This window comes from Methylomarinovum caldicuralii (assembly GCF_033126985.1).
GTDB lineage: Bacteria > Pseudomonadota > Gammaproteobacteria > Methylococcales > Methylothermaceae > Methylohalobius > Methylohalobius caldicuralii.
The window spans coordinates 2,290,947-2,313,765 of sequence record NZ_AP024714.1 but is presented as its reverse complement, the minus strand read 5'-3'; the positions used below and the strand labels follow the sequence as shown (position 1 = coordinate 2,313,765).

The 22,819-nt window shown below is 64.9% G+C and carries 21 protein-coding genes; 12 read left to right on the top strand and 9 right to left on the bottom strand.

The features are described 5' to 3' along the window. Window positions 1–2: 2 nt before the first annotated feature. Entirely contained in the window at window positions 3–1,727 is a 1,725-nt protein-coding gene (gene pilB, locus MCIT9_RS11690) for a type IV-A pilus assembly ATPase PilB (RefSeq protein ID WP_317705055.1), read from the bottom strand. Window positions 1,728–1,816: 89 nt separating this feature from the next. Here pilB and MCIT9_RS11685 point away from each other — a divergent pair, with 89 nt between their 5' ends. Together MCIT9_RS11685 and MCIT9_RS11680 are read left to right on the top strand one after the other, a co-directional pair. Then, a complete protein-coding gene (locus MCIT9_RS11685) occupies window positions 1,817–2,593 on the top strand; it encodes an exodeoxyribonuclease III (protein WP_317705054.1) in 777 nt (258 codons plus the stop codon). After that, window positions 2,577–3,806 carry an AmpG family muropeptide MFS transporter gene (locus tag MCIT9_RS11680; protein ID WP_317705053.1) on the top strand — a complete coding sequence of 410 codons (1,230 nt, stop codon included), beginning with the start codon at window positions 2,577–2,579 and terminating at the stop codon, window positions 3,804–3,806. The genes MCIT9_RS11685 and MCIT9_RS11680 overlap by 17 nt, the downstream gene beginning before the upstream one ends. Window positions 3,807–3,854: 48 nt before the next feature. On the opposite strand, the gene nhaD is transcribed toward MCIT9_RS11680, so the two are convergent. Then, window positions 3,855–5,225 carry a sodium:proton antiporter NhaD gene (gene nhaD, locus MCIT9_RS11675; RefSeq protein WP_317705052.1) on the bottom strand — a complete coding sequence of 457 codons (1,371 nt, stop codon included), beginning with the start codon at window positions 5,223–5,225 and terminating at the stop codon, window positions 3,855–3,857. Between the two features lie 204 nt (window positions 5,226–5,429). Here nhaD and MCIT9_RS11670 point away from each other — a divergent pair, with 204 nt between their 5' ends. Together MCIT9_RS11670 and MCIT9_RS11665 are read left to right on the top strand one after the other, a co-directional pair. Next, window positions 5,430–7,079, top strand: coding sequence for a nitrite/sulfite reductase (locus MCIT9_RS11670; RefSeq protein WP_317705051.1), 1,650 nt, complete (start codon window positions 5,430–5,432; stop codon window positions 7,077–7,079). After that, window positions 7,066–7,560, top strand: coding sequence for a DUF934 domain-containing protein (locus MCIT9_RS11665; RefSeq protein WP_317705050.1), 495 nt, complete (start codon window positions 7,066–7,068; stop codon window positions 7,558–7,560). Before MCIT9_RS11670 ends, MCIT9_RS11665 begins: the two co-directional genes overlap by 14 nt. 77 nt (window positions 7,561–7,637) lie before the next feature. Here MCIT9_RS11665 and MCIT9_RS11660 read toward each other — a convergent pair whose 3' ends face one another. Next, a complete protein-coding gene (locus MCIT9_RS11660) occupies window positions 7,638–8,948 on the bottom strand; it encodes a S41 family peptidase (protein ID WP_317705049.1) in 1,311 nt (436 codons plus the stop codon). 93 nt (window positions 8,949–9,041) lie between these two features. Continuing rightward, a complete protein-coding gene (locus tag MCIT9_RS11655; RefSeq protein ID WP_317705048.1) occupies window positions 9,042–10,160 on the bottom strand; it encodes a murein hydrolase activator EnvC family protein in 1,119 nt (372 codons plus the stop codon). Between the two features lie 113 nt (window positions 10,161–10,273). On the opposite strand from MCIT9_RS11655, the gene MCIT9_RS11650 reads away from it, so the two are divergent. The 4 genes from MCIT9_RS11650 to MCIT9_RS11635 are packed head-to-tail and all read left to right on the top strand — an operon-like array spanning window position 10,274 to window position 12,556. After that, window positions 10,274–10,597: an ArsR/SmtB family transcription factor gene (locus MCIT9_RS11650; protein WP_317705047.1), complete on the top strand. Its 324-nt coding sequence runs from the start codon at window positions 10,274–10,276 to the stop codon at window positions 10,595–10,597. Between the two features lie 25 nt (window positions 10,598–10,622). Further along, window positions 10,623–11,078 carry a rhodanese-like domain-containing protein gene (locus MCIT9_RS11645; RefSeq protein WP_317705046.1) on the top strand — a complete coding sequence of 152 codons (456 nt, stop codon included), beginning with the start codon at window positions 10,623–10,625 and terminating at the stop codon, window positions 11,076–11,078. A gap of 9 nt (window positions 11,079–11,087) precedes the next feature. Beyond that, window positions 11,088–11,543 carry a protein-export chaperone SecB gene (gene secB / locus MCIT9_RS11640; protein ID WP_317705045.1) on the top strand — a complete coding sequence of 152 codons (456 nt, stop codon included), beginning with the start codon at window positions 11,088–11,090 and terminating at the stop codon, window positions 11,541–11,543. An 8-nt stretch (window positions 11,544–11,551) separates the two neighbouring features. Next, window positions 11,552–12,556 (top strand): NAD(P)H-dependent glycerol-3-phosphate dehydrogenase, encoded by a 1,005-nt coding sequence (locus tag MCIT9_RS11635; protein ID WP_317705044.1) that lies wholly within the window; start codon window positions 11,552–11,554, stop codon window positions 12,554–12,556. A gap of 150 nt (window positions 12,557–12,706) precedes the next feature. On the opposite strand, the gene bioD is transcribed toward MCIT9_RS11635, so the two are convergent. Genes bioD through tviB form a run of 5 tightly spaced genes read right to left on the bottom strand, consistent with a single transcriptional unit; the run spans window position 12,707 to window position 17,356 of the window. After that, a complete protein-coding gene (bioD, locus tag MCIT9_RS11630) occupies window positions 12,707–13,342 on the bottom strand; it encodes a dethiobiotin synthase (RefSeq protein WP_317705043.1) in 636 nt (211 codons plus the stop codon). Next, the gene (gene moeA / locus MCIT9_RS11625) at window positions 13,335–14,579 is read right to left on the bottom strand and encodes a molybdopterin molybdotransferase MoeA (protein ID WP_317705042.1); all 1,245 of its coding nucleotides are present in this window, start codon (window positions 14,577–14,579) and stop codon (window positions 13,335–13,337) included. Before moeA ends, bioD begins: the two co-directional genes overlap by 8 nt. After that, window positions 14,563–15,075: a molybdopterin-guanine dinucleotide biosynthesis protein B gene (gene mobB / locus MCIT9_RS11620; protein ID WP_317705041.1), complete on the bottom strand. Its 513-nt coding sequence runs from the start codon at window positions 15,073–15,075 to the stop codon at window positions 14,563–14,565. Before mobB ends, moeA begins: the two co-directional genes overlap by 17 nt. Further along, the gene (locus MCIT9_RS11615) at window positions 15,072–16,082 is read right to left on the bottom strand and encodes an NAD-dependent epimerase (RefSeq protein ID WP_317705040.1); all 1,011 of its coding nucleotides are present in this window, start codon (window positions 16,080–16,082) and stop codon (window positions 15,072–15,074) included. The genes mobB and MCIT9_RS11615 overlap by 4 nt, the downstream gene beginning before the upstream one ends. After that, complete coding sequence (tviB, locus tag MCIT9_RS11610) at window positions 16,079–17,356, bottom strand: Vi polysaccharide biosynthesis UDP-N-acetylglucosamine C-6 dehydrogenase TviB (RefSeq protein ID WP_317705039.1); 1,278 nt, start codon at window positions 17,354–17,356, stop codon at window positions 16,079–16,081. Before tviB ends, MCIT9_RS11615 begins: the two co-directional genes overlap by 4 nt. Before the next feature lie 83 nt (window positions 17,357–17,439). Here tviB and MCIT9_RS11605 point away from each other — a divergent pair, with 83 nt between their 5' ends. From MCIT9_RS11605 to prsR, 4 genes are all read left to right on the top strand, one after another. After that, window positions 17,440–17,898 carry a Crp/Fnr family transcriptional regulator gene (locus tag MCIT9_RS11605; protein ID WP_317705038.1) on the top strand — a complete coding sequence of 153 codons (459 nt, stop codon included), beginning with the start codon at window positions 17,440–17,442 and terminating at the stop codon, window positions 17,896–17,898. 94 nt (window positions 17,899–17,992) lie between these two features. Continuing rightward, window positions 17,993–19,384, top strand: coding sequence for a TIGR03013 family XrtA/PEP-CTERM system glycosyltransferase (locus MCIT9_RS11600; protein ID WP_317705037.1), 1,392 nt, complete (start codon window positions 17,993–17,995; stop codon window positions 19,382–19,384). A 1-nt stretch (window position 19,385) separates the two neighbouring features. Continuing rightward, entirely contained in the window at window positions 19,386–21,467 is a 2,082-nt protein-coding gene (gene prsK, locus MCIT9_RS11595; RefSeq protein WP_317705036.1) for an XrtA/PEP-CTERM system histidine kinase PrsK, read from the top strand. Further along, on the top strand, window positions 21,464–22,819 hold the full coding sequence (prsR, locus tag MCIT9_RS11590; protein ID WP_317705035.1) for a PEP-CTERM-box response regulator transcription factor: 1,356 nt from the start codon (window positions 21,464–21,466) through the stop codon (window positions 22,817–22,819). Before prsK ends, prsR begins: the two co-directional genes overlap by 4 nt.

The window sequence follows — 22,819 nt, the reverse complement described above, 5'->3', positions numbered from 1 at the left end:
GCTTATTCCTGTGTCACACGGTCGATTTCTTCCAGGGTGGTGATCCCCTCACGGACTTTGTTGAGGCCGGAGGCGCGCAGGTCGTTGATGCCCTCCTGACGGGCCTGGTCGGCGAGCTGCATGGCGTTGGCGCCTTCGATGATCAGCCGTTGGATCGGGGGGGAGATCGGCATGACCTGGTAGATGCCCACCCGGCCTTTGTAACCCTTGGTGCAGTGGTCGCAGCCTTCCGGGTTGGCGCTGAAGAGGACCAGATCGTCCAGCTCGTCCTCCCGAAAGCCCGCCTGGACCAGAACCTCCGGCGGGAGCCGGGCTTCCTGTTTGCAGTATTGGCACAGACGCCGGGCCAAGCGCTGGGCCAGGATCAGATTGATCGACGAGGCGATGTTGAACGGCGGGACCCCCATCTGGGCCAGGCGGTTCAGGGTCTGGGGGGCGTCGTTGGTGTGCAGGGTGGAGAGCACCATGTGGCCGGTCTGGGCCGCCTTGACGGCGATTTCGGCGGTTTCCAGGTCGCGGATCTCCCCCACCATGATGATGTCCGGGTCCTGGCGCAGAAAGGCGCGCAGGGCCTCGGCGAAAGTCAGGCCGGCCTTGGGGTGGACGTTGACCTGGTTGATGCCGGGGACGGTGATTTCCACCGGATCCTCGGCGGTGGAAATGTTGCGGTCCGGGGTGTTGAGGATGTTGAGGGCGGTGTAGAGGGTCACCGTTTTGCCGCTGCCGGTGGGGCCGGTGACCAGGATCATGCCGTAGGGCTTGTGGATGGCCTTGAGGAACAGTTCCTGTTGGTCCGGTTCGAAGCCCAGCTTGTCGATGCCGATCTGGGCGCTGGTGGGATCCAGGAGACGCAGCACCACCTTCTCCCCGAACAACGTGGGGCAGGTGTTGACACGGAAATCGATGGCCTTGTTGCGCGACAGCTTCATCTTGATGCGCCCGTCCTGGGGCAGGCGGCGTTCGGCGATGTCCATGCGCGACATCACCTTGATGCGGGAGATGATGCGGGTCGCCAGGGAGGGGGGTGGGGAGGCGACCTCGTGGAGAATGCCGTCGATACGCAGGCGGATGCGGAAGCTTTTTTCGTAGGGCTCCAGGTGGATGTCGGAGGCCCCTTTCTTGATGGAATCCAGCAGGACCTTGTTGACGAAGCGGACGATGGGGGCGTCTTCCAGCTCGGATTCGCTGATGCTGACCGCGGCGGTTTCTTCCTCTTCGTTGGTGACCTGGAGGTTGTCCAGGTCCTCGTCGAGGAGATCCTGCATGCTGCTGTCGGCCGCTTCCAGGGCGACATCGATGGCCTTGGCGAGCTTGTCCTCCTCCACCACCACGGTTTCGGTATTGAGGCCGGTGTGGAACTTGATCTCGTCCAGCCCCTGGAAATTGGTCGGGTCCGAGACGGCCACGAACAGGTGGTTGCCGCGCCGGAACAGGGGGAGCACGTGGTGCTTCTGGATCAGCTTGTCGCTCACCAGATCGATCGGGGCCTGCGCCATGTCCATGGCGTTCAGATCGAACAGGGGGACTCCGAACTGCTGGGAGGCGGTGCGGGCGATTTCCAGCGGCGCCAGAACCTTGTTGGCGACCAGATAGGTGCTCAGCGGGATCTGTTGCCTGCGTGCCTGTTCCTGGTGCTGGCCGGCCGCTTCTTCGGTCAGCAGCCCGGCATCGACCAGACACCGGGCCAGGCCGCTGAGGAGTGGGGGCGTTGCCGTCGCTGTCGCCATGTTTGGGTTTCTGGGGCTGGTGTGTCAGGATTTAGGTGTTTTTTAACTATAGATGATATGGTGACTTTGTCCATTGTCCAGGAGCATCCATGCGCGTCATCACCCTGAACGTCAACGGTATTCGGGCGGCGGCCCGGAAGGGCTTCTTCACCTGGCTGGCCGGGCAGAACACCGATCTGGTCTGCCTCCAGGAGATCAAGGCCCAGCTGGCGCAGCTGCAGGATCCGGTCTTCTGGCCCGAGGGGTTCCATTGTTATTACTATCCGGCCCAAGACAAGAAGGGCTACGGTGGCGTGGCTCTTTACGCCCGCAAGGAGCCGGACGAAGTCATCTACGGTTTCGGCTGGCCCGACGTGGATGTGGAGGGACGCTATCTGGAAGGCCGCTTCGGGCGCTTGAGCGTGGCCTCGGTCTATGTGCCTTCCGGCACCTCCGGGGAGGAACGGCAGGCCTTCAAGTTCCGTTTTCTGGAACGGTTTCTCGAATTCCTGCGCCAGTGCGCCCGCAGCGGCCGCGATTACATTTTCTGCGGCGACTTCAACATCGCCCACAAGCAAATCGACATCAAGAACTGGCGCGCCAACCAGAACCGCTCCGGTTTCCTGCCCGAGGAGCGGGCCTGGATGGACCGGGTCCTGGAACAGGAGGGCTGGGTGGACGCCTTCCGTGTCCTCAATCAGGAACCGGACCAGTACACCTGGTGGTCCAACCGGGGCCGGGCCTGGGAGAAGAACGTAGGCTGGCGCATCGACTATCAGATCGTCTCCCCTTCGCTGAAGGACAAGATCCGGCGGGTGGAAATCTACAAGGAACAGCGCTTTTCCGATCACGCGCCCCTGATCATCGATTATGACTACCCCTTCTGAGTCCCGTCCCTGGCGGGTGCTGTGGAGCCGCCGCATGGCGGTGGCCTTTTTCATGGGCTTCTACAGCGGCCTGCCGCTGCTCCTCACCGGTTCCCTGCTGCAGGCGTGGATGCGCGAGTCCGGGGTCGATCTGGCCACCATCGGTCTGTTCGCCCTGGTGGGTCTGCCCTATACCGGCAAGTTCCTGTGGGCGCCGCTGTTCGACCGTTACGCCTTGCCGCTGTTGGGGCGGCGGCGGGGCTGGCTGTTGCTGGTGCAGCTGGCCTTGGCCGGGGCTATCGCCGGTTTGGGGTGGGTGGATCCGGCCCATGCCCCCTGGGGGGTGGCGCTGGCCGCCCTGCTGGTTGCTTTCCTGTCGGCGAGCCAGGACATCCTCATCGACGCCTATCGGCGCGAGTCCCTTGCCGAGCTGGAACAGGGGCTGGGGGCGTCGTTGTACGTCAACGGCTATCGTCTGGGGATGCTGCTCACCTCCGGCGGCGGGCTGATCCTGGCCGATTTCATCGGTTTCCGCCAGGTCTACGCCTTGTGCGGCCTGCTGATGGCGAGCGGGGCCGTGATCACGCTGTGGGCCCGTGAGCCGCAGAGCGCCCACGGTGTCCCCAGGACCCTGGCGGAGGCGGTGGTCCAGCCTTTCCTGACGTTCTTCCGCCGTGAGGATGCGCTCTGGATTCTGGCCTTCATCCTGCTCTACAAGATCGGCGACACCATGGCCAGCCATATGACCATGCCCTTCTACCTCGACCTGGGGTTCAGCAAGACTGAGATCGGGGCGGTGGTCAAGCTGTTCGGCTTCTGGGCCACCATCGCCGGCGGGCTGATCGGCGGGGTGCTGATCCTGCGCCTGGGGCTGTACGCCTCCCTGTGGGGTTTCGGGGTGCTGCAGGCGCTGTCCACCGCCGGTTTCGTCCTGTTGGCCTGGTGGGGGCGCGATCTGCTCGGGCTGATGGGGGTGGTGACCTTCGAGAACCTGTCGGCCGGACTGGGAACCGCCGCCTTCGTCGCCTTCATGGCCAGCCAGACCGACCGCCGTTTCACCGCGACCCAGTACGCGCTGTTGTCGAGCCTGATGGGGATTCCCCGGGTGATCGTCGCCGCCCCCACGGGGCTGCTGGCCGAATGGCTGGGGTGGCCGGGGTTTTTCCTCTGCTGCGCCCTGATCGCACTGCCGGGCCTGCTGATACTGCTGCGTTTCCGCCACTGGCTGGCATAAAAAACCCCGGCACTGGGCCGGGGTTCGTGGCGGTTTTTGCGAAAGCGGTTACGGGGCGTTGAGCCAGTAATGGACCGCGATACTGGCGAAATAGCCGGCCATGATCGCCGGCGTCCAGCGCAGGTGGGAGAAGAAGGTGTATTTGCCCTTCGAGATTCCCATCAGCGCCACCCCGGCGGCAGAGCCGATCGACAGCATCGAGCCGCCGACACCGGCGGTCAGGGTCACCAGCAGCCACTGGTACAGATCCATGTCCGGATCCATGGTCAGCACCGCGAACATCACCGGGATGTTGTCGACGATGGCCGACAGGAAACCGACCAGGATGTTGGCGACGGTCGGTCCCAGATCGCCGTACATCCATTCCGCCACCAGATCCATGTAGCCGATGTGGTCGAGGCCGGCGACGCAGAAAATGACGCCGAAGAAGAACAGCAGGGTGTCCCATTCGGCATCCCGGACCATGTCGAAGATGTCGAAACGCTTGTCGTGGGGAAGGTCGTGCTCCTGGAACTTGATCCAGTAGCCGTAGATGGCCAGGATGCCCCAGCCCAGCATCATCCCCATGAAGGGCGGCAGGTGGAGAACCTGATGGAAGCTGACCGCCAGGGCGATGGTGACGCCGAACAGGCCGCAGACGGTGTAGGCGCCGATCTTCAGGGGCACCAGCCCGGTGGTGGACTGTTCCGGCATTTCATCGGGAACCGCCATGCTCATGGCGATGGCGGGAACGAGATAGTTGACCACCGAGGGGATGAACAGCCCGAAGAACTGGAAGAAGGTGGCTTTCTCCGCCTGCCATACCATCAGGGTGGTGATGTCGCCGAAGGGGCTGAAGGCGCCGCCGGCGTTGGCGGCGATCACCAGGTTGATGAGCCCCAGGGCGACGAAGCGGGGGTTGTCCTTGCCCACCGCCAGCACCACCGCGCCGATCAGCAGCGCCGAGGTCAGGTTGTCGGCCACCGCGGACAGGAAGAAGGTGATGACGCCAGTGATCCAGAACAGCTTGCGGTAGCCGAAATTGCGGATCAGCAGCCAGGAACGCAGGCGCTCGAAGACGTTGCGGTCGGCCATGGCATTGATGTAGGTCATGGCCACCAGCAGGAACAGCATCAGTTCCGCATATTCCGCCAAAGGGTGGACGATGGCGCCGTCCAGCTGTTCGACCCTTTCCGGCCCTTGGGTGGCGGCCATGTAGGCCACTTCCCCCCAGATGATGATGGCGGCGATGATGACCGGCTTGGATTTCTTCAGCTCGGTGAACTCTTCCGACATCACCAGCACGTAGGCGATGACGAAGATGAGCACGCAGTACAGGCCGCGTTCGGTGGCGACCAGTCCCAACGGCTCCAACTGGGAGGCGGCGGCGATGCCGGGCAGCGCCAGCAGGGTGATGAGTGCGAGTATGAACCTGATCAAGGTGGATCCCCCTTCAACGTGTTGGAATATCTTGGATGCAAGCGCAACAAGCCGTATATCATAGGCAATTTTAGCCGCCCGGCGGAAGCCCGAAGCTTGCGTTATTACGATTCGTTTTGGAAATATCCCGTTTCCAGTGTTTTTTTTCATAAGGAAGCCGCGCATAATTGACTGTCCCAGTCAGGATTGCGGGACAGCCGAACCATGTACACTTACGACGAACACGATCAGCGTCTGGTCGACGAGCGGGCAGCCCAGTTCCGCGACCAGACCCGCCGCTATTTCGAAGGCAAGCTGACCGAAGAGCAATTTCTGCCCCTGCGGCTGCAGAACGGCCTCTACATCCAGCGCCACGCGCCGATGCTGCGCATCGCCGTGCCCTACGGGCATCTGGCGGCCCGCCAGCTGCGCATGGTCGCCCACATCGCTAGGGTCTACGACAAGGGTTACGTCCACTTCACCACCCGCCAGAACATCCAGCTCAACTGGCCCAAAGTCGAGGATGTGCCGGTGATTCTCGAAGATCTGGCCAGCGTCCAGATGCACGCGATCCAGACCAGCGGCAACTGCATCCGCAACACCACCTCCGATCCCCTCGCCGGGGTCTGCGCCGACGAGGTCGAGGACCCGCGCCCCTATTGCGAGATCATCCGCCAGTGGTCCACCCTGCACCCGGAATTCGCCTTTCTGCCCCGCAAGTTCAAGATCGCCGTCACCGGCGCCCCCAGCGACCGGGCGGCGGTGCGGGTCCACGACATCGGCCTGCGCCTGGTCAGGAACGCGGCGGGTGAGGTGGGCTTCGAGGTCATCGTCGGCGGCGGTCTGGGGCGCACTCCCATCATCGGCAAGGTGATCCGGGAGTTCCTGCCCAAGCGGGATCTGCTCACCTATCTGGAGGCGATCCTGCGGGTCTACAACCTCCACGGCCGCCGCGACAACAAATTCAAGGCCCGGATCAAGATCCTGGTCAAGGAAATGGGGGTCGAAGCTTTCCGTGAAGCGGTGGAGAAGGAATGGCAGGCGATCCAGGGTACCTTCCCACTCGAAGATGACATCATCGCCTGGTACCAGGCCCGCTTCGTCAGGCCGCAATACGATCCCCGCGCGGCGGAAAAGGACTGGGAGGACGAGCGCGGCCGGCAGGCGGAATTTTCCGCCTGGTACGCTCACAACACCGTGTCCCACAAGGTGCCCGGTTACCGGGTGGTGTTCCTGTCCCTCAAGCCGCCCGGGGTGGCCCCCGGGGATCTGACCTCCGAGCAGCTGGAGCGGGTGGCCGATCTGTGCGAGCGCTACAGCTTCGGCGTCACCCGCACCACCCACACCCAGAACCTGGTGTTCGCCGACGTCCGCCAGACCGATCTGTTTGAACTGTGGCAGGCGCTCAAGGAAATCAACCTCGCCACCCCCAACATCGGCAAGCTCACCGACATGATCTGCTGTCCGGGGTTGGACTACTGCGCCCTGGCCAACGCCAGCTCGATCTCGGTGGCCGGGGACATCTACCGGCGCTTCGAGGATCTCGACTACCTCTACGATCTGGGCGATATCCGCGTCAACCTGTCCGGCTGCATGAACGGCTGCGGGCACCACAGCGTCGGCCACATCGGCATTCTCGGTGTCGACAAGAAGGGCGAGGAGTGGTATCAGATCACCCTTGGCGGCTCGTCGGCCGATGACGCCAGCCTCGGCGAGCGCCTGGGGCCGGCGGTGGCCAAGGATCAGGTGGCCGACACCGTCGAAGCCATCATCAAAACCTACGTGGATCTGCGCCTGGAGGACGAGCCGTTTCTGGCCACCGTGCGCCGTGTGGGCGTGACCCCGTTCAAGGAGCGTGTCTATGCGAATCATTAAGGACCGCCAGATCATCGAAGACGCCTGGGTGCATCTGAGCGACGAGGTGGCACCCCCCAACGGCAAGGTGACCGTCCCCTTCAGCCGCTGGCTGGTGGAACGGGAATCGCTGCTGCAGCGTGAGGGCGAGATCGGGGTGCGCCTCGACTGCCAGGCGCCGGAGGAACTGGACGTGCTGGCCCCGGATCTGCCCCGGATCCAGCTGGTGATGCTGGAGCTGCCGCGCTTCGCCGACGGTCGGGCCTTTTCCATCGCCCGGCTGCTGCGGCAACGGTACGGATTCACCGGGGAAATCCGGGCCGGCGGCGACTTCCTCTACGACCAGATGTTCTATCTGGCCCGGGTCGGTGTCAACGCCTTCGAATACCGGGGGCCGGAACCCCTCGAGGACGCCCTGAAGGCCTTCGAGACCTTCTCGGTGAAATACCAGCCGGCCGCCGACGGGACGGGATTGATACAGCAGCGGCGGCTGTCGGCCTGAAAAACAAAAACCGGATCGGCATACCCCGATCCGGTTTCTGGCCTGAAAAAAGGGGGCAATATCGCCCCCTTTTTGCGTTACCGCCTGCCGGCTTCCCTGGCGATGTTGATGCCCTTGAGAACGTTCAGGGCCTCGTGGAGGTAGTAGTCCCTGAGCAGGGCCTCGCTCTCTTTGCGGCCGTCCTTTTCCTTCGCCTCTTTTTTAGCGCCGTTTTCCAGATGACGGCTCAGGCTGGCTTCGGTGACCGGTTTGAACTCCTCCGCCTCCTTGACCGGCTCCAGACGCACGATGCCCAGAACGATGTCGGGCACGATGCCTTCGGCCTGGATCGAGCGTCCCGACGGGGTGTAGTAACGCGCCGTGGTGAGCTTGATGGCGCCGCCGTTGCTCAGCGGCAGGATGGTCTGCACCGAGCCCTTGCCGAAGGATTTCTGCCCCATGACGATGGCGCGGCGATGGTCCTGCAGGGCGCCGGCGACGATTTCCGAGGCCGAGGCCGAACCGGCGTTGATCAGCACCACCATCGGCACGCCCTTGATGAGATCGCCCGGCGTGGCCTTGAATTCCATCTTGGCCTCTTCGATCCGGCCGTCGGTATAGACGATCTTGCCCGATTCCAGGAATGCGTCGCTGACCGCCACCGCGGCGTTGAGCACGCCCCCGGGGTTGTTGCGCAGATCGAGGATCAGTCCCTTGAGCGCTCCGTCCTTTTTCAGTTCGGCGATGGCCTTGTGCAGCTGCTCACCGGTACGGGACTGGAAGCTGGTGATGCGCACGTAGCCGTAGCCGGGCTGCAGCAGTTTGTGCTTGACGCTTTTGATCTTGATGATCGCCCGGGTGAGGGTGATCTTGAGCGGTTTGTCCACCCCTTCGCGGACGATGGTCAGGGTGATCTTGGTGCCAGGCTTGCCGCGCATGATCTTGACCGCCTCCTGCAGGGTCATGCCCTTGACCGGCTTGTCGTCGAGGCGGATGATCAGGTCACCCGCCTTGATGCCGGCCCGCTGCGCCGGGGTGTCATCGATGGGGGAGATGACCTTGATGAAGCCGTTCTCCATCCCTACCTCGATGCCGAGACCGCCGAACTGGCCGGTGGTGCCGATGCGCAGCTCCTTGTACTCGTCCGGGCCCAGATAAGCCGAATGGGGATCGAGCCCCGAGAGTATGCCGCGGATGGCGTTCTCCAGCAGCGTTTTGTCTTCCACCGGCTCCACGTAGTCGCTTTCGATGCGGCTGAAGACTTCCGTGAAGGTCCTAAGTTCGGTGAAGGGAATGGTGTCGGCCTGGCGGGCGCCGCGCTCGGCCAGAACGCTGCCGCAGGTACCCAACAGGATGCCCAGGAAGGTGCCCAGGGCCAGCAGGAACAGGTTGCTTTTGGTACTACGCATCGATGCTTCCTTCATTCGAATTCTTGGCGGGGGTCGAAAGGCCTGCAGAGGGCGTTTTCAACCTCCTGTTAGTATGACACATTTTCCCCGTCTTCAGCCTCTCCGCCCGTGTCTGTTGCACCAGCGTTCCGGATCGACGGGGCGGCTGCCGCGGCGGATGGAGAAATAGAGGCCGGGGCGGGTGCGCCCGCCGCTGTTGCCCACGGTGGCGATCGTCTCTCCTGCTTCGACGCGGTCGCCGGTCTGCTTGTACAGCTCGCGGGTGAAACCGTACAGCGTCAGAAAGTCGTGATCGTGGCGGATGATCAGCAGGTTGCCGTAGCCCGGCATCCAGCCGGCGAAGATGACCTTGCCAGCGTGGACCGCCTTTACCGGGGTGCCTGCAGGCGCTTTCAGGACCACCCCCTCCCAGCGGCCGCTGCCACGTCTGGCGCCGAAGCGGACGGCCAGTCTGCCGGCGACCGGCCACGGCAGCTTGCCCTTGCGATGGAGAAAGCCCGTCTTGGGCGCGGAAGCCGCCGCTGTCCGGTTGACCGCGCGCACCAGCTGCTGCAGCCGGTTCTGGTCCGCCCCGAGCTTGCGCAGGCGGGTGCGGCGGTCGGCCAGTTGCCGCTGCAGCGCGGTGAGCGCCTGGCGGCGCGCCTGTCGCTGTTGTTTCAGGGCGGTGAGGGTCTCCCGGCGTTGGGCCGCCAGCGTCTCCAGGCGGGCGAGGAGCTGCCGGTTGCGCGCCTCCAGGGTCTGCAAGCGGTTCAGTTGGGTCTGCAGCTGTTGCAGCCGGGTGGCCTGGGCCTGGGTCAGATGGCGGTAATAGACCAGCAGTCGTTGGATCTCGCCGGGGCTGCGGTCGCTGAAAAGCAGCGGCAGGCCGCCGCGGCGCTGGAGCAGGTAGGCGGCGCGAATCTGGGCCGCCAGCCAGCGGCGCCGGTCGCGCAGTTTTTGGCGCAGGGTTTCCAGTTCCCGGTGCAGCTGCCGTTGGCGTCGTTGCAGTCCGTGGCGTTCCTGTTCCAGCTCGCCGAGGCGGCGATTGAGCCGGGCGATTTGCTTTTCGGCCCGGGCCAGTTCCCTTTCCGCCTGGTGCTGTTCGTCGGTCAGGTGCCGGATTTCCCGGGTGAGCCGTTGGACGGGGGCCGACGCGTCGGACGTTTTGCTCCATCCGCCGGGGAGATACAGCGACAGGGCCAGCAGGGCCGGGAGGAGGCGACGGACGATCACGGTTTGGCTGGGGCAGGGATGGGGAAACCGTTATAATACCCGATTCGGGTTGAAAGCCGCCGATCTCGGAGGAGAAAACGCGCGCGAGGGCTTTATGAGTGAAACGCTGATTTATGAGTGAAACGCTGATCGCCGAGGAGGAGGACATCGCCAAGGCGGCCAAATGCCTGAAGGCGATGTCGCATCCCTTGCGGCTGAAAATTTTGTGCATCCTGGGGCGCGGGCCGGCCAGCGTGCAGGAGATCGTCGAGCAGGTGGGGACGACCCAGAGCAACGTCTCCCAGCACCTTGCCGTCTTGCGGGACAAGGGGCTCTTGACCTTCGACAAGCGGGCCAATCGCGTCTTTTACCGTATCGACGACCAGCGCACCCTGAAGCTGATCGAGATGATCCGCGACGTCTTCTGCCGGCACGACGGGTCCGCCGCTATCGATTGACTGACACAGAGAAACGAACAACGACATGGACGGAATCACCTTGGAACGGCTGTTTGAATTCGTCGGGAATCATCTGTATCTGGTCATCGCTTTCGTGGTGGTGACGGTACTGCTGATCCGGGATCTGGTCGAGAGTCTGCTGCGCAAGTATGAGGTGGTCACCCCGCTGCAGGCGGTGCTGCTGATCAACAACGAAGACGCCGTGGTCCTCGACGTGCGCGAGCCCCACGAGTGGGTCAAGGGGCACGTGGCCGATGCGGTGCTGATCTCCGTGGGGGATCTGGACAAGAAACTGGGGGAATTGGAGCCGTACCGGGAGCGGCCGATCATCGTCACCTGCCAGTCCGGAAACCGGTCGATCACGGCCTGCGGGAAGCTGGTTGCCGCCGGTTTTCCCAAAGTGTATCTGATGAAAGGGGGCATGACGGCCTGGGAAGAGGCTGGTCTGCCGGTGGTCAAATCGAAACAACAGAGCAAATAAGGATTTTACATGGCGGAAGAAAAACAGTTTGCGATCCAGAAAATCTACGTCAAGGACGTTTCCTTCGAAACGCCCAACTCCCCGGATATCTTCCGGGAGAAGTGGGAGCCGGGGGTGGAGTTCAACCTCTCCAGCAGCGCCACGCCGCTGGCGGAGGAAAATTTGTTCGAAGTGGTGCTGACGGTGACGGTCACCGTCAAGCTGGGCGACAAGACCGCCTATCTGGTGGAAGTGGCCCAGGCGGGCATCTTCGCCATCCAGGGGTTCGCCCAGGAGGAAATGGGGCCGCTGCTCGGCATCTACTGCCCCAACGTGCTGTTCCCCTACGCCCGTGAGGTGGTGTCCGACCTGTCCCTGAAGGGCGGTTTCATGCCCATGGTGCTGCCGCCGGTCAACTTCGAGGCCATCTACGCCCAGAAGATGCAGCAGGAAGCCCAGCAGCAGGCGGCTTCGAAGCCCAACTGAGTGCCCTGATGGCGATCTCCTCGGTCTGTGTGCTTGGGGCCGGCTCCTGGGGAACCGCGCTGGCCAATCTGATCGCCTGCAACGGCTTTGCCGTCAGCCTGTGGGACCGCAGCGCCGAGCGCATCGAGGCGATCGCCGAAACCCGCCGCAACGACCGCTATCTGCCTGGTCTTACGCTTTCCGACGCCATCGTCTGTGAGGCGGAGCTGGCGCGTGCCGCAGCAGGGCGCGAGCTGATGCTGCTGGCGGTGCCGAGTCACGGCTTCGCCGACTGTCTGGCCAGGCTGCGCGCCTGCCTGCAGCCGCCTTACCGGCTGGCCTGGGGAACCAAGGGCCTGGACCCGCACAGCGGCCGTTTCCTGCATCAGGTGGCCCGCGACTGTTTCGGGCCCGAGGCTTCCCTGGCCGCCCTGTCGGGGCCAACCTTCGCGATCGAGGTCATGAAGGGGCTGCCGACGGCGATCACCGCCGCCTCCCCGGACATGGCCTTTGCCGAGGCGGTGGCGGCGCTGCTGCGCAATGCCTTCTTCCGGGTCTATACCAACGACGACCTGCTGGGCGTCCAGCTCGGCGGGGCGGTCAAGAACGTCCTGGCGATTGCCGCCGGGGTGTCGGACGGCATGGGATTCGGTGCCAATGCCCGGGCGGCCCTCATCACCCGGGGGCTGGCGGAGATGATGCGCTTAGGTAGCGCCCTGGGCGCCAAGCCCAAGACCCTGATGGGGCTCGCCGGCGTCGGGGATCTGATTCTGACCTGCACCGACGACCAGTCGCGCAACCGCCGTCTCGGGCTGGGGCTGGGGCAGGGGCGCGACCTCGAAACCGTGAAGGCGGAAATCGGCCAGGAGATCGAGGGCATCGGCACCGCCCGGCTGATCTGGGCCCTGGCCCGCCGCCACCGGGTGGAGATGCCGATCGTGGAACAGGTCCATGCCCTGCTCTACGAAGGCGTGGCGCCCCAGATCGCGGTGCGCAAGCTGCTGTTGCGCGAACCCAAGCCCGAGGCGCTCTGAAAAACGCTGTTCCTGTTGGGGGCGGTGGGGGGGCCGGGTCATGGGTTTTCGGGGACGCTGTGAATCCATCCCTGGATGCTCGAAACCCGGCCATCCAGGCCGGGTACGCCCCGAAAACCCATGACCCGGTCCCCTTTCCTCTGACCGGCTTTAGCGGCTGACGACGAGGTCTGCCAGCGCCGGGATTTGGCTGACGACCGGCACACAGGTCCACTGCCGCAGTTCGGCAGCGTTGTTCAGCTGCGGAGGCGGTGGCGCGATGGCGTTGAGGAAGACGGCGGTTGTCGTCAGGCCGCGGCGTTCGATGGCCTCCAATGTCAGCAGTACCTGATTGACGGCTCCCAGCCGGTCGGGGGCGACCACCAGCACCGCCAGCCCCAGGGCGGCCGCCAGATCGGCGTTGAGACCGTCGCCGGCGATGGGGGAGCAGAAGCCGCCGGCGCCTTCCACCAGGCGCCAGCGTGCCTCTTGCGGGTGGCAGGCATCCAAAAGATCCCGTAGTTGCAGGGTTTCGCCCACCAGCGCCGCCGCCCGTGGCGGTGAGGCGGCGGCGGCGTAGCGATAAGGGCAGATGGCCGCCAGCGGTTCGTCGCTGCCGGCGGCCTGTTTCAGGGCCAGGGCATCGGCGGGAACCAGGCCGGCATCCCCCTGGCGGCAGCCGCTTTCCACCGGCTTGCGGACCTGCACCGCCATGCCGCGTGCGACCAGATGGCGCAACAGGCGGCAGGCCACCCAGGTCTTGCCGACGCCGGTGTCCGTGCCGGTGACGAAAAGCCCGTCAGTCATCGAAAAGATCGGTGGTGAACGGCTCCACGGTGACGGTTTCTCCGGCGCTCACCCCGCGGCTGTCGGCCGGCAGGACGATGTAGCAGTTGGCGCGGCAGAGGGCGGCGAGCTGGTGCGAGCCCTGGCCGCTCAGGGCGGTGACCACCAGCTTCCCGTCGCTGTCGTAATGCAGCCGTCCCCGCTGGAATTCCAGGCGGCCGGGTTCTTTCCTCAGGGGCTGGGTGCAGGGAACCTGGAGGCGCAGGGGCCGGTACGGCCGGCCGCCGGTCAGGCGCCAGATGGCGGGGCGGACGAGCTGCTGGAAAGTCACGTGCACCGAAACCGGATTGCCCGGCAGGCCGAAATACCAGGCCCTGCCCACACGTCCGAAGATCAAAGGCTTGCCGGGCTTGAGGGCCAGGCGCCAGAGGTGGATTTCCCCCCCGGCCAGGATCAGGGCCTGCCGCAGCAGGTCCGCCTCGCCTACGGAAGCGCCGCCCGTGCTGATGAGGACGTCGGTATGTTCCGCGGCCAGGCGCAGGCAGGCGCCCAGGCGTTCGAGGTCGTCCGGCTGGGCGCCGAGATCGCAGGCGACGACGGGCAGTTCCCGCAGCAATCCTTTGAGGGCGTAACGGTTGCTGTCGTAGATCTGCCCCGGCTGCAGGGTTTCGGTCAGCGGGCGCAGTTCGTCGCCGCTGGAAAAGAAGCCGACCCGGGGCCGCAGGCGCACCGGCACCTGGCTCACCCCGGCGGCGGCCAGCAGCCCCAGGTCGGCGGCCTGCAGCCGCTTGCCTTCGGGGAGCAGCACCGCGCCGCGCTCGAGATCCTCGCCGGCGCGGCGCACGTTCTCCCCCGGGCGCACCGGAGCGCTGAGGCTGACGGTGTCCCCTTCCCGCACGACCTGTTCCTGCATGACCACGGCGTCGGCTCCTTCCGGCAGGGGCGCGCCGGTGAAGATGCGCACGCAGGTACCCGCCTCGACCCGGCCCGGAAACGCTTTGCCCGCCCAGGCGGTGCCGATGATCTTCAAGCGGCCGCGGTCCTGTGCCCTGACGGCGTAACCGTCCATCGCCGCATTGGTGAAGGCGGGCAGCGGCATCGGCGCCTGCAGGTCACAGGCCAGGATGCGGCCGCCGGCGTCGTGCACCGGGACCCATTCGTCGTCCGGCAAAGGCACGATGCCACCCAATATCTGCTTTAGAGCCTGCTCCAAGGGTACCAGCCCGGGGCGGCGGCAGGGATCAGCGGAGGAAGTCATGGCGGATGAAGGCGGCGATCTGCAGCGGCTGGTTGAGATCGAGCTGCGGCAGCGGGCAGGGGCAGGACAGGGGCGCATCGCTGGCGACTGCGATGACATGGGGATCCTCGGGAAACAGCAGCGGTTTTCCCAAGGCCGGGCGGTGCAGCTCGATCTTGGGGATGGGGGCGCGCTTGAAACCTTCCACCAGGATCAGGTCGAGACCGGTGGTATCCAGATAGGCCAGCTGGGAGAACAGGTCCACCTCACCCTCGTCGGGATACTCGTACACGATCGCCCGCCGCCGCCGGGAAACCACCATCACCGGCGTGGCCCCGGCCCGGCGCAGTTCGTAGCTGTCCTTGCCGGGGTGGTCGATGTCGAAGGCGTGGTGAGCGTGCTTGATCAGCCCGACCTTAAGTCCCCCGGCCTTCAGCAGGGGGATCAGGCGGGTCAGCAGGGTGGTCTTGCCGGTGCCGCTGAAGGCGGCCAGTCCCAGCAGGGGAACCTCGTTCATCGGTTGCCGTAGTACTCCAGATACCAGGCCACGAAGCGGGGAATGCCTTCCTCGATCGTCACCGAGGGGGCGTAGCCCACGTCCCGCATCAGATCGCTGACGTCGGCGTAGGTGGCGGGCACGTCACCCTTCTGCATCGGCAGGAAGTTCTTCTGCGCCTTTTGACCTAAGGCGTCTTCGAGGACCTCGATGAAGCGCATCAGTTCCACCGGATTGTGGCAGCCGATGTTGTAGATCCGGTAGGGGGCGCGGCTGGTGCCCGGGTCGGGGCGGTCGCCGGACCAGTCCGGATCGGGCTCGGCCACGTGGTCGAGGGTGCGGACCACGCCCTCGACGATGTCGTCGATGTAGGTGAAGTCCCGCCGGTGGTGGCCGTGGTTGTAGACGTCGATGGGGCGGCCTTCGAGGATGTTGCGGGTGAACTTGAACAGGGCCATGTCCGGTCGTCCCCAGGGGCCGTAGACGGTGAAGAAGCGCAGGCCGGTGGTCGGCAGGCCGTACAGATGGCTGTAGGTGTGGGCCATCAGCTCGTTGGCCTTCTTGGTGGCGGCGTAGAGGCTCACCGGATGGTCCACGTTGTGATGGACCGAGAACGGCATCTCGGTGTTGGCGCCGTAGACCGAGCTGGACGAGGCGTAGACCAGGTGCTCGACCTCACCGTGGCGGCAGGCCTCGAGGATGTTGCAGAATCCCACCAGGTTGGCGTCGATGTAGGCGTGGGGATTCTCCAGGGAATAGCGCACGCCCGCCTGGGCCGCCAGATGCACCACCCGCTGCGGCCGGTGTTTCCGGAAGGCGGTCTCCACGGCCCGGCGGTCCTCCAGATCGGCGCGGATCTCGGTAAAGCCCGCCCGGGCCTTGAGGCGGGCGAGGCGGTCCTCCTTGAGGCGGACGTCGTAATAGTCGTTGACGTTGTCGAAGCCGATCACTTCGTCGCCGCGGTCGAGCAGGCGGTGGGCGACGAAGGCGCCGATGAAGCCGGCGGTGCCGGTGACCAGTATCTTCATAGCCTGCCGTCCACCTGCTCCTTGGGAAGGATGCCCTTGACGTCGAACAGCACCGCGTTCGGCTTGCCGAAGGCGCGGATTGCCTCAGCGCCCATTTCCCGGAACTGGTCGTGACCGGTGGCGAGGATGATGGCGTCGTAGCGGCCCGGTTCGGGACGCTCGATCAGCTCGATGCCCAGTTCCTCCCGGGCCTCGTCGGCGTGGGCCCAGGGATCGTGGACCGCCACCCGGGCGTTGTAGGTTGCCAGCTCCCGCACCATGTCGATGACCCGGGTGTTGCGGATGTCGGGGCAGTTTTCCTTGAAGGTGACCCCGAGGATCAGCACGTCCGCCTGGCAGACGTGGATGCGGCGCTGGTTCATGAGCTTGACCACCCGCGCCACCACGTATTCGCCCATGGCGTCGTTGATGCGGCGGCCGGCGAGGATGATTTCCGGGTGATGGCCGATCTCCTGGGCCTTGTGGGTCAGATAGTAGGGATCGACGCCGATGCAGTGGCCGCCCACCAGCCCCGGCCGGAAAGGCAGGAAATTCCACTTGCTGCCGGCGGCCTCCAGCACTTCCAGGGTGTCCAGCCCCAGCTTGTTGAACAGCACCGCCAGCTCGTTGATGAGGGCGATGTTGACGTCGCGCTGGATGTTCTCGATCACCTTGGCCGCTTCCGCCACCTTGATGCTGCTGGCCTTGCGGGTGCCGGCGGTGATCACGCTGCGGTAGAGCCGGTCGATGAATTCCGCCGCCTCCGGCGTTGAGCCGGCGGTCACCTTGACGATGTTGGTGACCCGGTGTTCCTTGTCGCCGGGGTTGATGCGCTCGGGGCTGTAGCCGGCGAAGAAGTCCTGATTGAATCTGAGTCCGGATTCCCGTTCCAGTACCGGGACGCAGACCTCCTCGGTGGCGCCGGGATAGACGGTGGATTCGTAGATAACCACGTCCCCCGGCGCCAGAACCCGGCCGACGGTCTCGCTGGCCGAGACCAGCGGGGTCAGGTCGGGACGCTTGTGGCGGTCGATGGGGGTGGGGACCGTGACCACGTAGACGTTGCAGGACGCCAGGTCGTCCGGGTCGGAGGTATAGCGCAGCCGCTCGGCGCGCTGCAGTTCTTCCGGCTCCACTTCCAGGGAGCGGTCGATGCCCCGGCGCAGTTCCTCGATGCGGTGGCGGTTGATGTCGAAGCCGGTGGTCGGATACCGGCGGCCGAACTCCACCGCCAGCGGCAGGCCGACGTATCCCAGGCCGACGACGCCGATGTGGACCCTGTCCAGTGAAAACATGTTTCCTCCTCTATCGCGTGAGCTGGGTGGTTTGAGGCTATGATTTAAGGGTAGTCAGAAATTTGTCGAGTCGGGATGCGGCCATGTTGGAAAACTTGATCCACCAGGGGGAGCTGCAGGAGGGACGCCACTGGCGCCGGCGCACCTTTCGTGTCAATGACGTCATTGTAAGGGAAGGGCAACGTTGCGGGAAAGTCTTCGTGGTGCTGGCGGGTCAGCTGCAGGTGACCGGCTCGCTGGCTCTGGGGGATCGGCTGGTGCGCACCGGGTTTCAGGTTCTGAATGTGGGGGACGTGGTGGGGGAGCTGGCCCTGATCGACGGTCAGGCCCACGGGGCCGACGTCATCGCCCTGAGCGACGGTGAGGTGGCGGAGATCGAGGCGGCGGCACTGCTGACCTATCTGGAGACACACCCGGAAGCGGGCGCGCACGTTTACCGCCATCTGGCCGAGGTGTTGGCCGCCCGTCTGCGGCGCACCGACGGCAAGATGCTGTCACTGTTCGGCTGGGGATTGCGGTCCCGCGGTTACGATGAGATCTGAGCCTGTTTGCCATCACGCTTAGGTTTTTTGTTAGCATAAACATTCTCCACCTGTCGTCTTTACGCGGCCCGCCTGGACAAGCACAGGATCATCCATGCCGACCATACGCATCTTTCGTCATTACGTTTCCACCGCCTATCTCGGTCTGATGGTGGTGGAATTCCTGCTGTATCTGGGCGCCATCTACATTGGAGGCAGCCTGCGTTTCCTCCGCAGCAACGACTGGCGTCCGGAGGACGACTGGCTGCTGGTGGCCTTCCTCTTCGCCGTCACCGTGCTCCTCTGCAACGTGGGCGTCGGGCTGTACCAGCGTGCCGCCCAGTGGAGTGTCTCCAGTCTGGTGCTGCGGCTGGGCGTCAGTATCTTCCTGGCGGCGGTGGCGATGAGCCTGGTGTTTTACGCCTTACCCGACTTGTTCATCGGTCGCGGCGTGTTCGGTTTCGCCCTGCTGGTTTCCTTCACCGCCACGTTGCTGCTGCGCTATCTGTTTTACCGTCTGGTCGACAACCGGCGCCTGCGTCGTCGCATCCTGGTGCTGGGCGCCGGGGACAATGCCAGGAAGATTCTGGATTTCCAGGGCCGCCTGCCATACGGCAATCTGGCCTTCGCCGGCTTCGTGCGCATGGGGCAGGAGAACTGCCGGGTGCCTTCGGAATATCTGGTAAGCCTGGATGTGCCGCTGCGGGAGTTCGCCGATCGGGAGGACATCGACGAGATCGTCGTGGCGCCGGACGACCGCCGCCGGGGTTTTCCCGTGGACGAGATCCTCGACTGCAAGATGAGCGGCTTCGACGTCGTCGATCTGCTGACCTTCTTCGAGCGCGAGGCCGGCATCGTCAAGATCGACTGCCTGCATCCCAGCTGGCTGGTGTTCTCCGACGGTTTCCGGATGAAAAGCGGTATGTTCGTCAAGCGCCTGTTCGATATCGGCGCCAGCCTGGCGCTGCTGGCGGTCGCCTGGCCGGTGATGCTGGCGACCGCGGCGGCGATCAAGATCGAGAGCCGTGGCAGGTACCCGATTTTCTACCGCCAGACCCGCGTGGGCAAGGACTGGCGCCTGTTCCAGGTGCTCAAGTTCCGCAGTATGCGCCCGGATGCGGAGAAGGATGGCGTCAGGATGGCCAAGGCCAACGACGACCGGGTGACCCGGGTGGGCCGTTTCATCCGCAAGACCCGGATCGACGAGCTGCCGCAGCTGTGGAACGTTTTCCGGGGCGACATGAGCTTCGTGGGACCGCGTCCGGAACGGCCCGAATTCGTCGAGCGCTTCGCCGAAACCATCCCCTACTATTCCGAGCGCCATCGGGTTAAGCCCGGCATCACCGGCTGGGCCCAGGTCTGTTATCCCTATGCGGAGAACGAGGCGGACACCCTGGAAAAGCTCCAGTACGATCTGTATTACGTCAAGAACTACAGTCTGTTCCTCGATTTTCTGATCCTGCTGCGGACCGTGGAGGTGGTGCTGTGGGGCAAGGGGGCGCGCTGAGGTGAACGGCTGGATCGGTGCGGTCAGCTACGGCATCGGAGCCGCCGCCTATCTGGTGCTGGGGTTGACGCTGGCGGCGGGGTGGCGCGGCCGCCGGCACGGCGGTCTGTTGCTGCTGGCCATCGCCGGCACGGCCCTGTGGGCGGCGGTGAACGCCTGGCAGCTGGCCTATCACACCGTGCCGCTCGCCTGGCTGTGGTCGCTGGAGACCGGGCATCTGCTGCTGTGGCTGGTGTTTCTGTGGCAGCTTCTCCCCGACGGCGGGCGGCTGCGCCGCTGGCGTTTCGCCAGTTACGTCCTGGGGGGAATGCTGCTGGCCTATCACTGGAGCGCCCCTTGGGTCGACGGTTTCCTGGGGGCCTGGCAGGTGACGGAATGGCCGTTGATGGGCCAGCTGCTGCTGGCGTTGACCGGGCTGGTGCTGCTGGAGCAGTTGTACCGCAACCTCCATCCGGAGCGGCGCTGGGCGGTCAAATTCCTGTGCCTGGCGCTGGGGACCCTGTTCGCTTACGAATTCTATTTGTACGCAGACGCCCTCCTGTTCAAGCGCATCAATGCCGAACTGTGGCAGGCGCGGGGGCTGATCAGCGCCCTGCTGGTGCCGCTGCTGGCGGTGTCGGCGGTGCGCAATCCGGACTGGTCGATCGATGCCTTCGTTTCTCGCGACGTGGTCTTTCATTCCACCGCCCTGTTCGGTGCCGGCCTGTATCTGCTGACGATGGCGGCCGCCGGCTATTACGTGCGCCTCTATGGCGGGGAATGGGGGCGGGTGTTACAGGCGGCGTTTCTGGTCGCGGCGCTGGTGCTGCTGGCGGTGCTGCTGTTCTCCGGCCAGTTGCGGGCGCGGCTGCGGATATTTCTCAACAAGCATTTCTTCAACTACCGTTACGATTACCGCAAGGAATGGCTGCGGATCACCGCGGTCCTGTCCCAGGACGACGACGGCACGCCGCTGGGAGAGCGGGTCATCCGGGCGCTGGCGGAATTGGTGGAAAGCCCGGGAGGAGCGCTGTGGGTGCGCAGCGACAGCGGCCGTTACCTGCAACGGGCCGACTGGGGCGGTCAGACAGGGGAAATTCCGTGGATCGAGGCGGACGATCCCGCCATCGCTTTCATGAAACGGCGGGAATGGGTCATCGACCTGGACGAGCTGCAGCGGCTTCCCGAACTCTATGAAGCTCTGTCCCGGCCGCCGTGGCTGGCGGACTGCCGCGACGCCTGGCTGCTGGTGCCGCTGTTCCACGGCCATGAGCTGTGGGGCATGGTGCTGTTGCTGCGCCCCCGGGTTCCCCTGGACTGCAACTGGGAGGTGATCGACGTGCTCAAGACCGCCGGCCGCCAGGCCGCTGGCTTCCTGGCCTTCGAAGAAACCGCCGCCCGGCTGCTGGAGGCGCGCCAGTTCGAGGGCTTCAACCGTCTGTCGGCGTTCGTGGTGCACGACCTGAAGAACCTGATCGCCCAGTTGTCCCTGGTGGTGCGCAACGCCGAGCGCCATGCCGGCAACCCGGAATTCTTTCGCGACGCCATGACGACGGTCGAGCACGCCGTCGGCAAGATGAGCCGGCTGCTGGAGCAGCTCAAGAGCATGGGCAAGGCCCAGCAGTCCGAACGGATCGCCCTGCGTCCTCTGCTCGAGGAAGTGGTCTCGGCCCGGGCCGGGCAGTTGCCCCGGCCGCAGTTCGTCTGCGAAACCCGTGAGGAGATGTGGGTCGAAGGCCAGGCGGAACGCCTGGCGTCGGCGTTCGAGCACGTGATCCAGAATGCTCAGGAGGCGGCCGGCAAGCGCGGCCGGGTGCGGGTGAGACTGGCAAGGCAGGGCCGGCAGGCTATAGTTGAAGTGGAGGACAACGGTCCGGGTATGGATGCGGCCTTCATCCGCCAGCGTCTGTTCAAGCCTTTCGAAACCACCAAGGGGCTGACGGGGATGGGCATCGGTGCCTACGAAAGCCGCGAATACGCCCGCCAGATGGGAGGGGATCTGGTGGTCCGGAGCGCACCCGGTGAAGGGAGCTGTTTCCGCTTCGTCCTGCCCCTGGCCGTGCAAGAGAACCATACCGATTGCGACAAGAAGGTGCCTGCGTGAGCGACTTCACTTTGTTGATCGTCGAGGACGATCCCGGCCTGCAGAGCCAGCTCAAATGGAATTTCGCCGACCGCTACAAGGTGGTCACCGCCGGTGACCGGGAATCCGCCCTGGCGGTGGTGAAGAAGCGCCCTCCGGCGGTGGTGACGCTGGATCTCGGCCTGCCGCCCGATCCCGGCGGCGTCAGCGAGGGGTTCGCCACCCTGGAGGCCATTCTCCACCACAGTCCCCATACCAAGGTTATCGTCATCACCGGCAACGATCAGGTGGACAATGCCGTCCGTGCCATCGGCATGGGGGCCTACGACTTCTACCAGAAACCGGTGGAACCGGACATGCTGGCCTTCGTGGTCGAGCGGGCGATGCGCCTCTACGAACTGGAGGAGGAGAACCGCAAACTCGCCCGCTCCCAGGTGAACCACCCGCTGGACGGGGTGATCGCCGCCAGTCCCAGGATGGTGGAGATCTGCCGGCTGCTGGAGCGGCTGGCGACCACCGATCTGAGCGTGTTGCTGCTGGGTGAGAGCGGCACCGGCAAGGAGGTCATGGCGCGGGCGCTGCACAATCTCAGCAGACGTCGGGAGGGGCCGTTCGTCGCCATCAACGCCGCCGCGATTCCGGAAACCCTGCTCGAAGCCGAGCTGTTCGGTTACGAAAAGGGCGCCTTCACCGACGCCGCCAAGCAGACCGTGGGCAAGATCGAGATGGCCAGCGGCGGAACCCTGTTCCTGGACGAGATCGGCGACATGCCTCCCAGCCTCCAGCCCAAGTTGCTGCGTTTCCTGCAGGAGCGTACCATCGAACGCATCGGCGGGCGCCAGCCGATCCCGGTGGACGTGCGCATCGTCTGCGCCACCAACCAGGATCTGGAGGCGCTGATCGCGCAGGGACGCTTTCGCCAGGATCTCTATTTCCGCATCAACGAGTCCGTCATCGAGCTGCCGCCGCTGCGGGAGCGGCGCGAGGACATCGCCGTGCTCGCCCGCGCCTTCCTCCACCGCTACAACCATGAGATGAAGCGCGATCTGCTCGACTTCGACGAATCCGCCCTGGCCGCGCTCGATGCCTGCGACTGGCCCGGCAACGTGCGCGAGCTGCAGGGGCGGGTCAAGACCGCCGTGGCGCTGGCACGGGGGCCGAAGATCCGGGCGGAGGACCTCAAGCTGAGCCCGCCGGAAACGAATCGCCGGCTGCTGACCCTGAAAGAGGCGCGCGAGGAGGCCGAGCGCCAGGCCCTGGCGGCGGCCCTGAGCGCCGCCGACGGCAAGGTCGCCAAGGCGGCGGAGATTCTCGATGTGACCCGCCCGACCCTGTATACTTTGCTGGGCAAACACAACCTGAAGGTTTCTTGA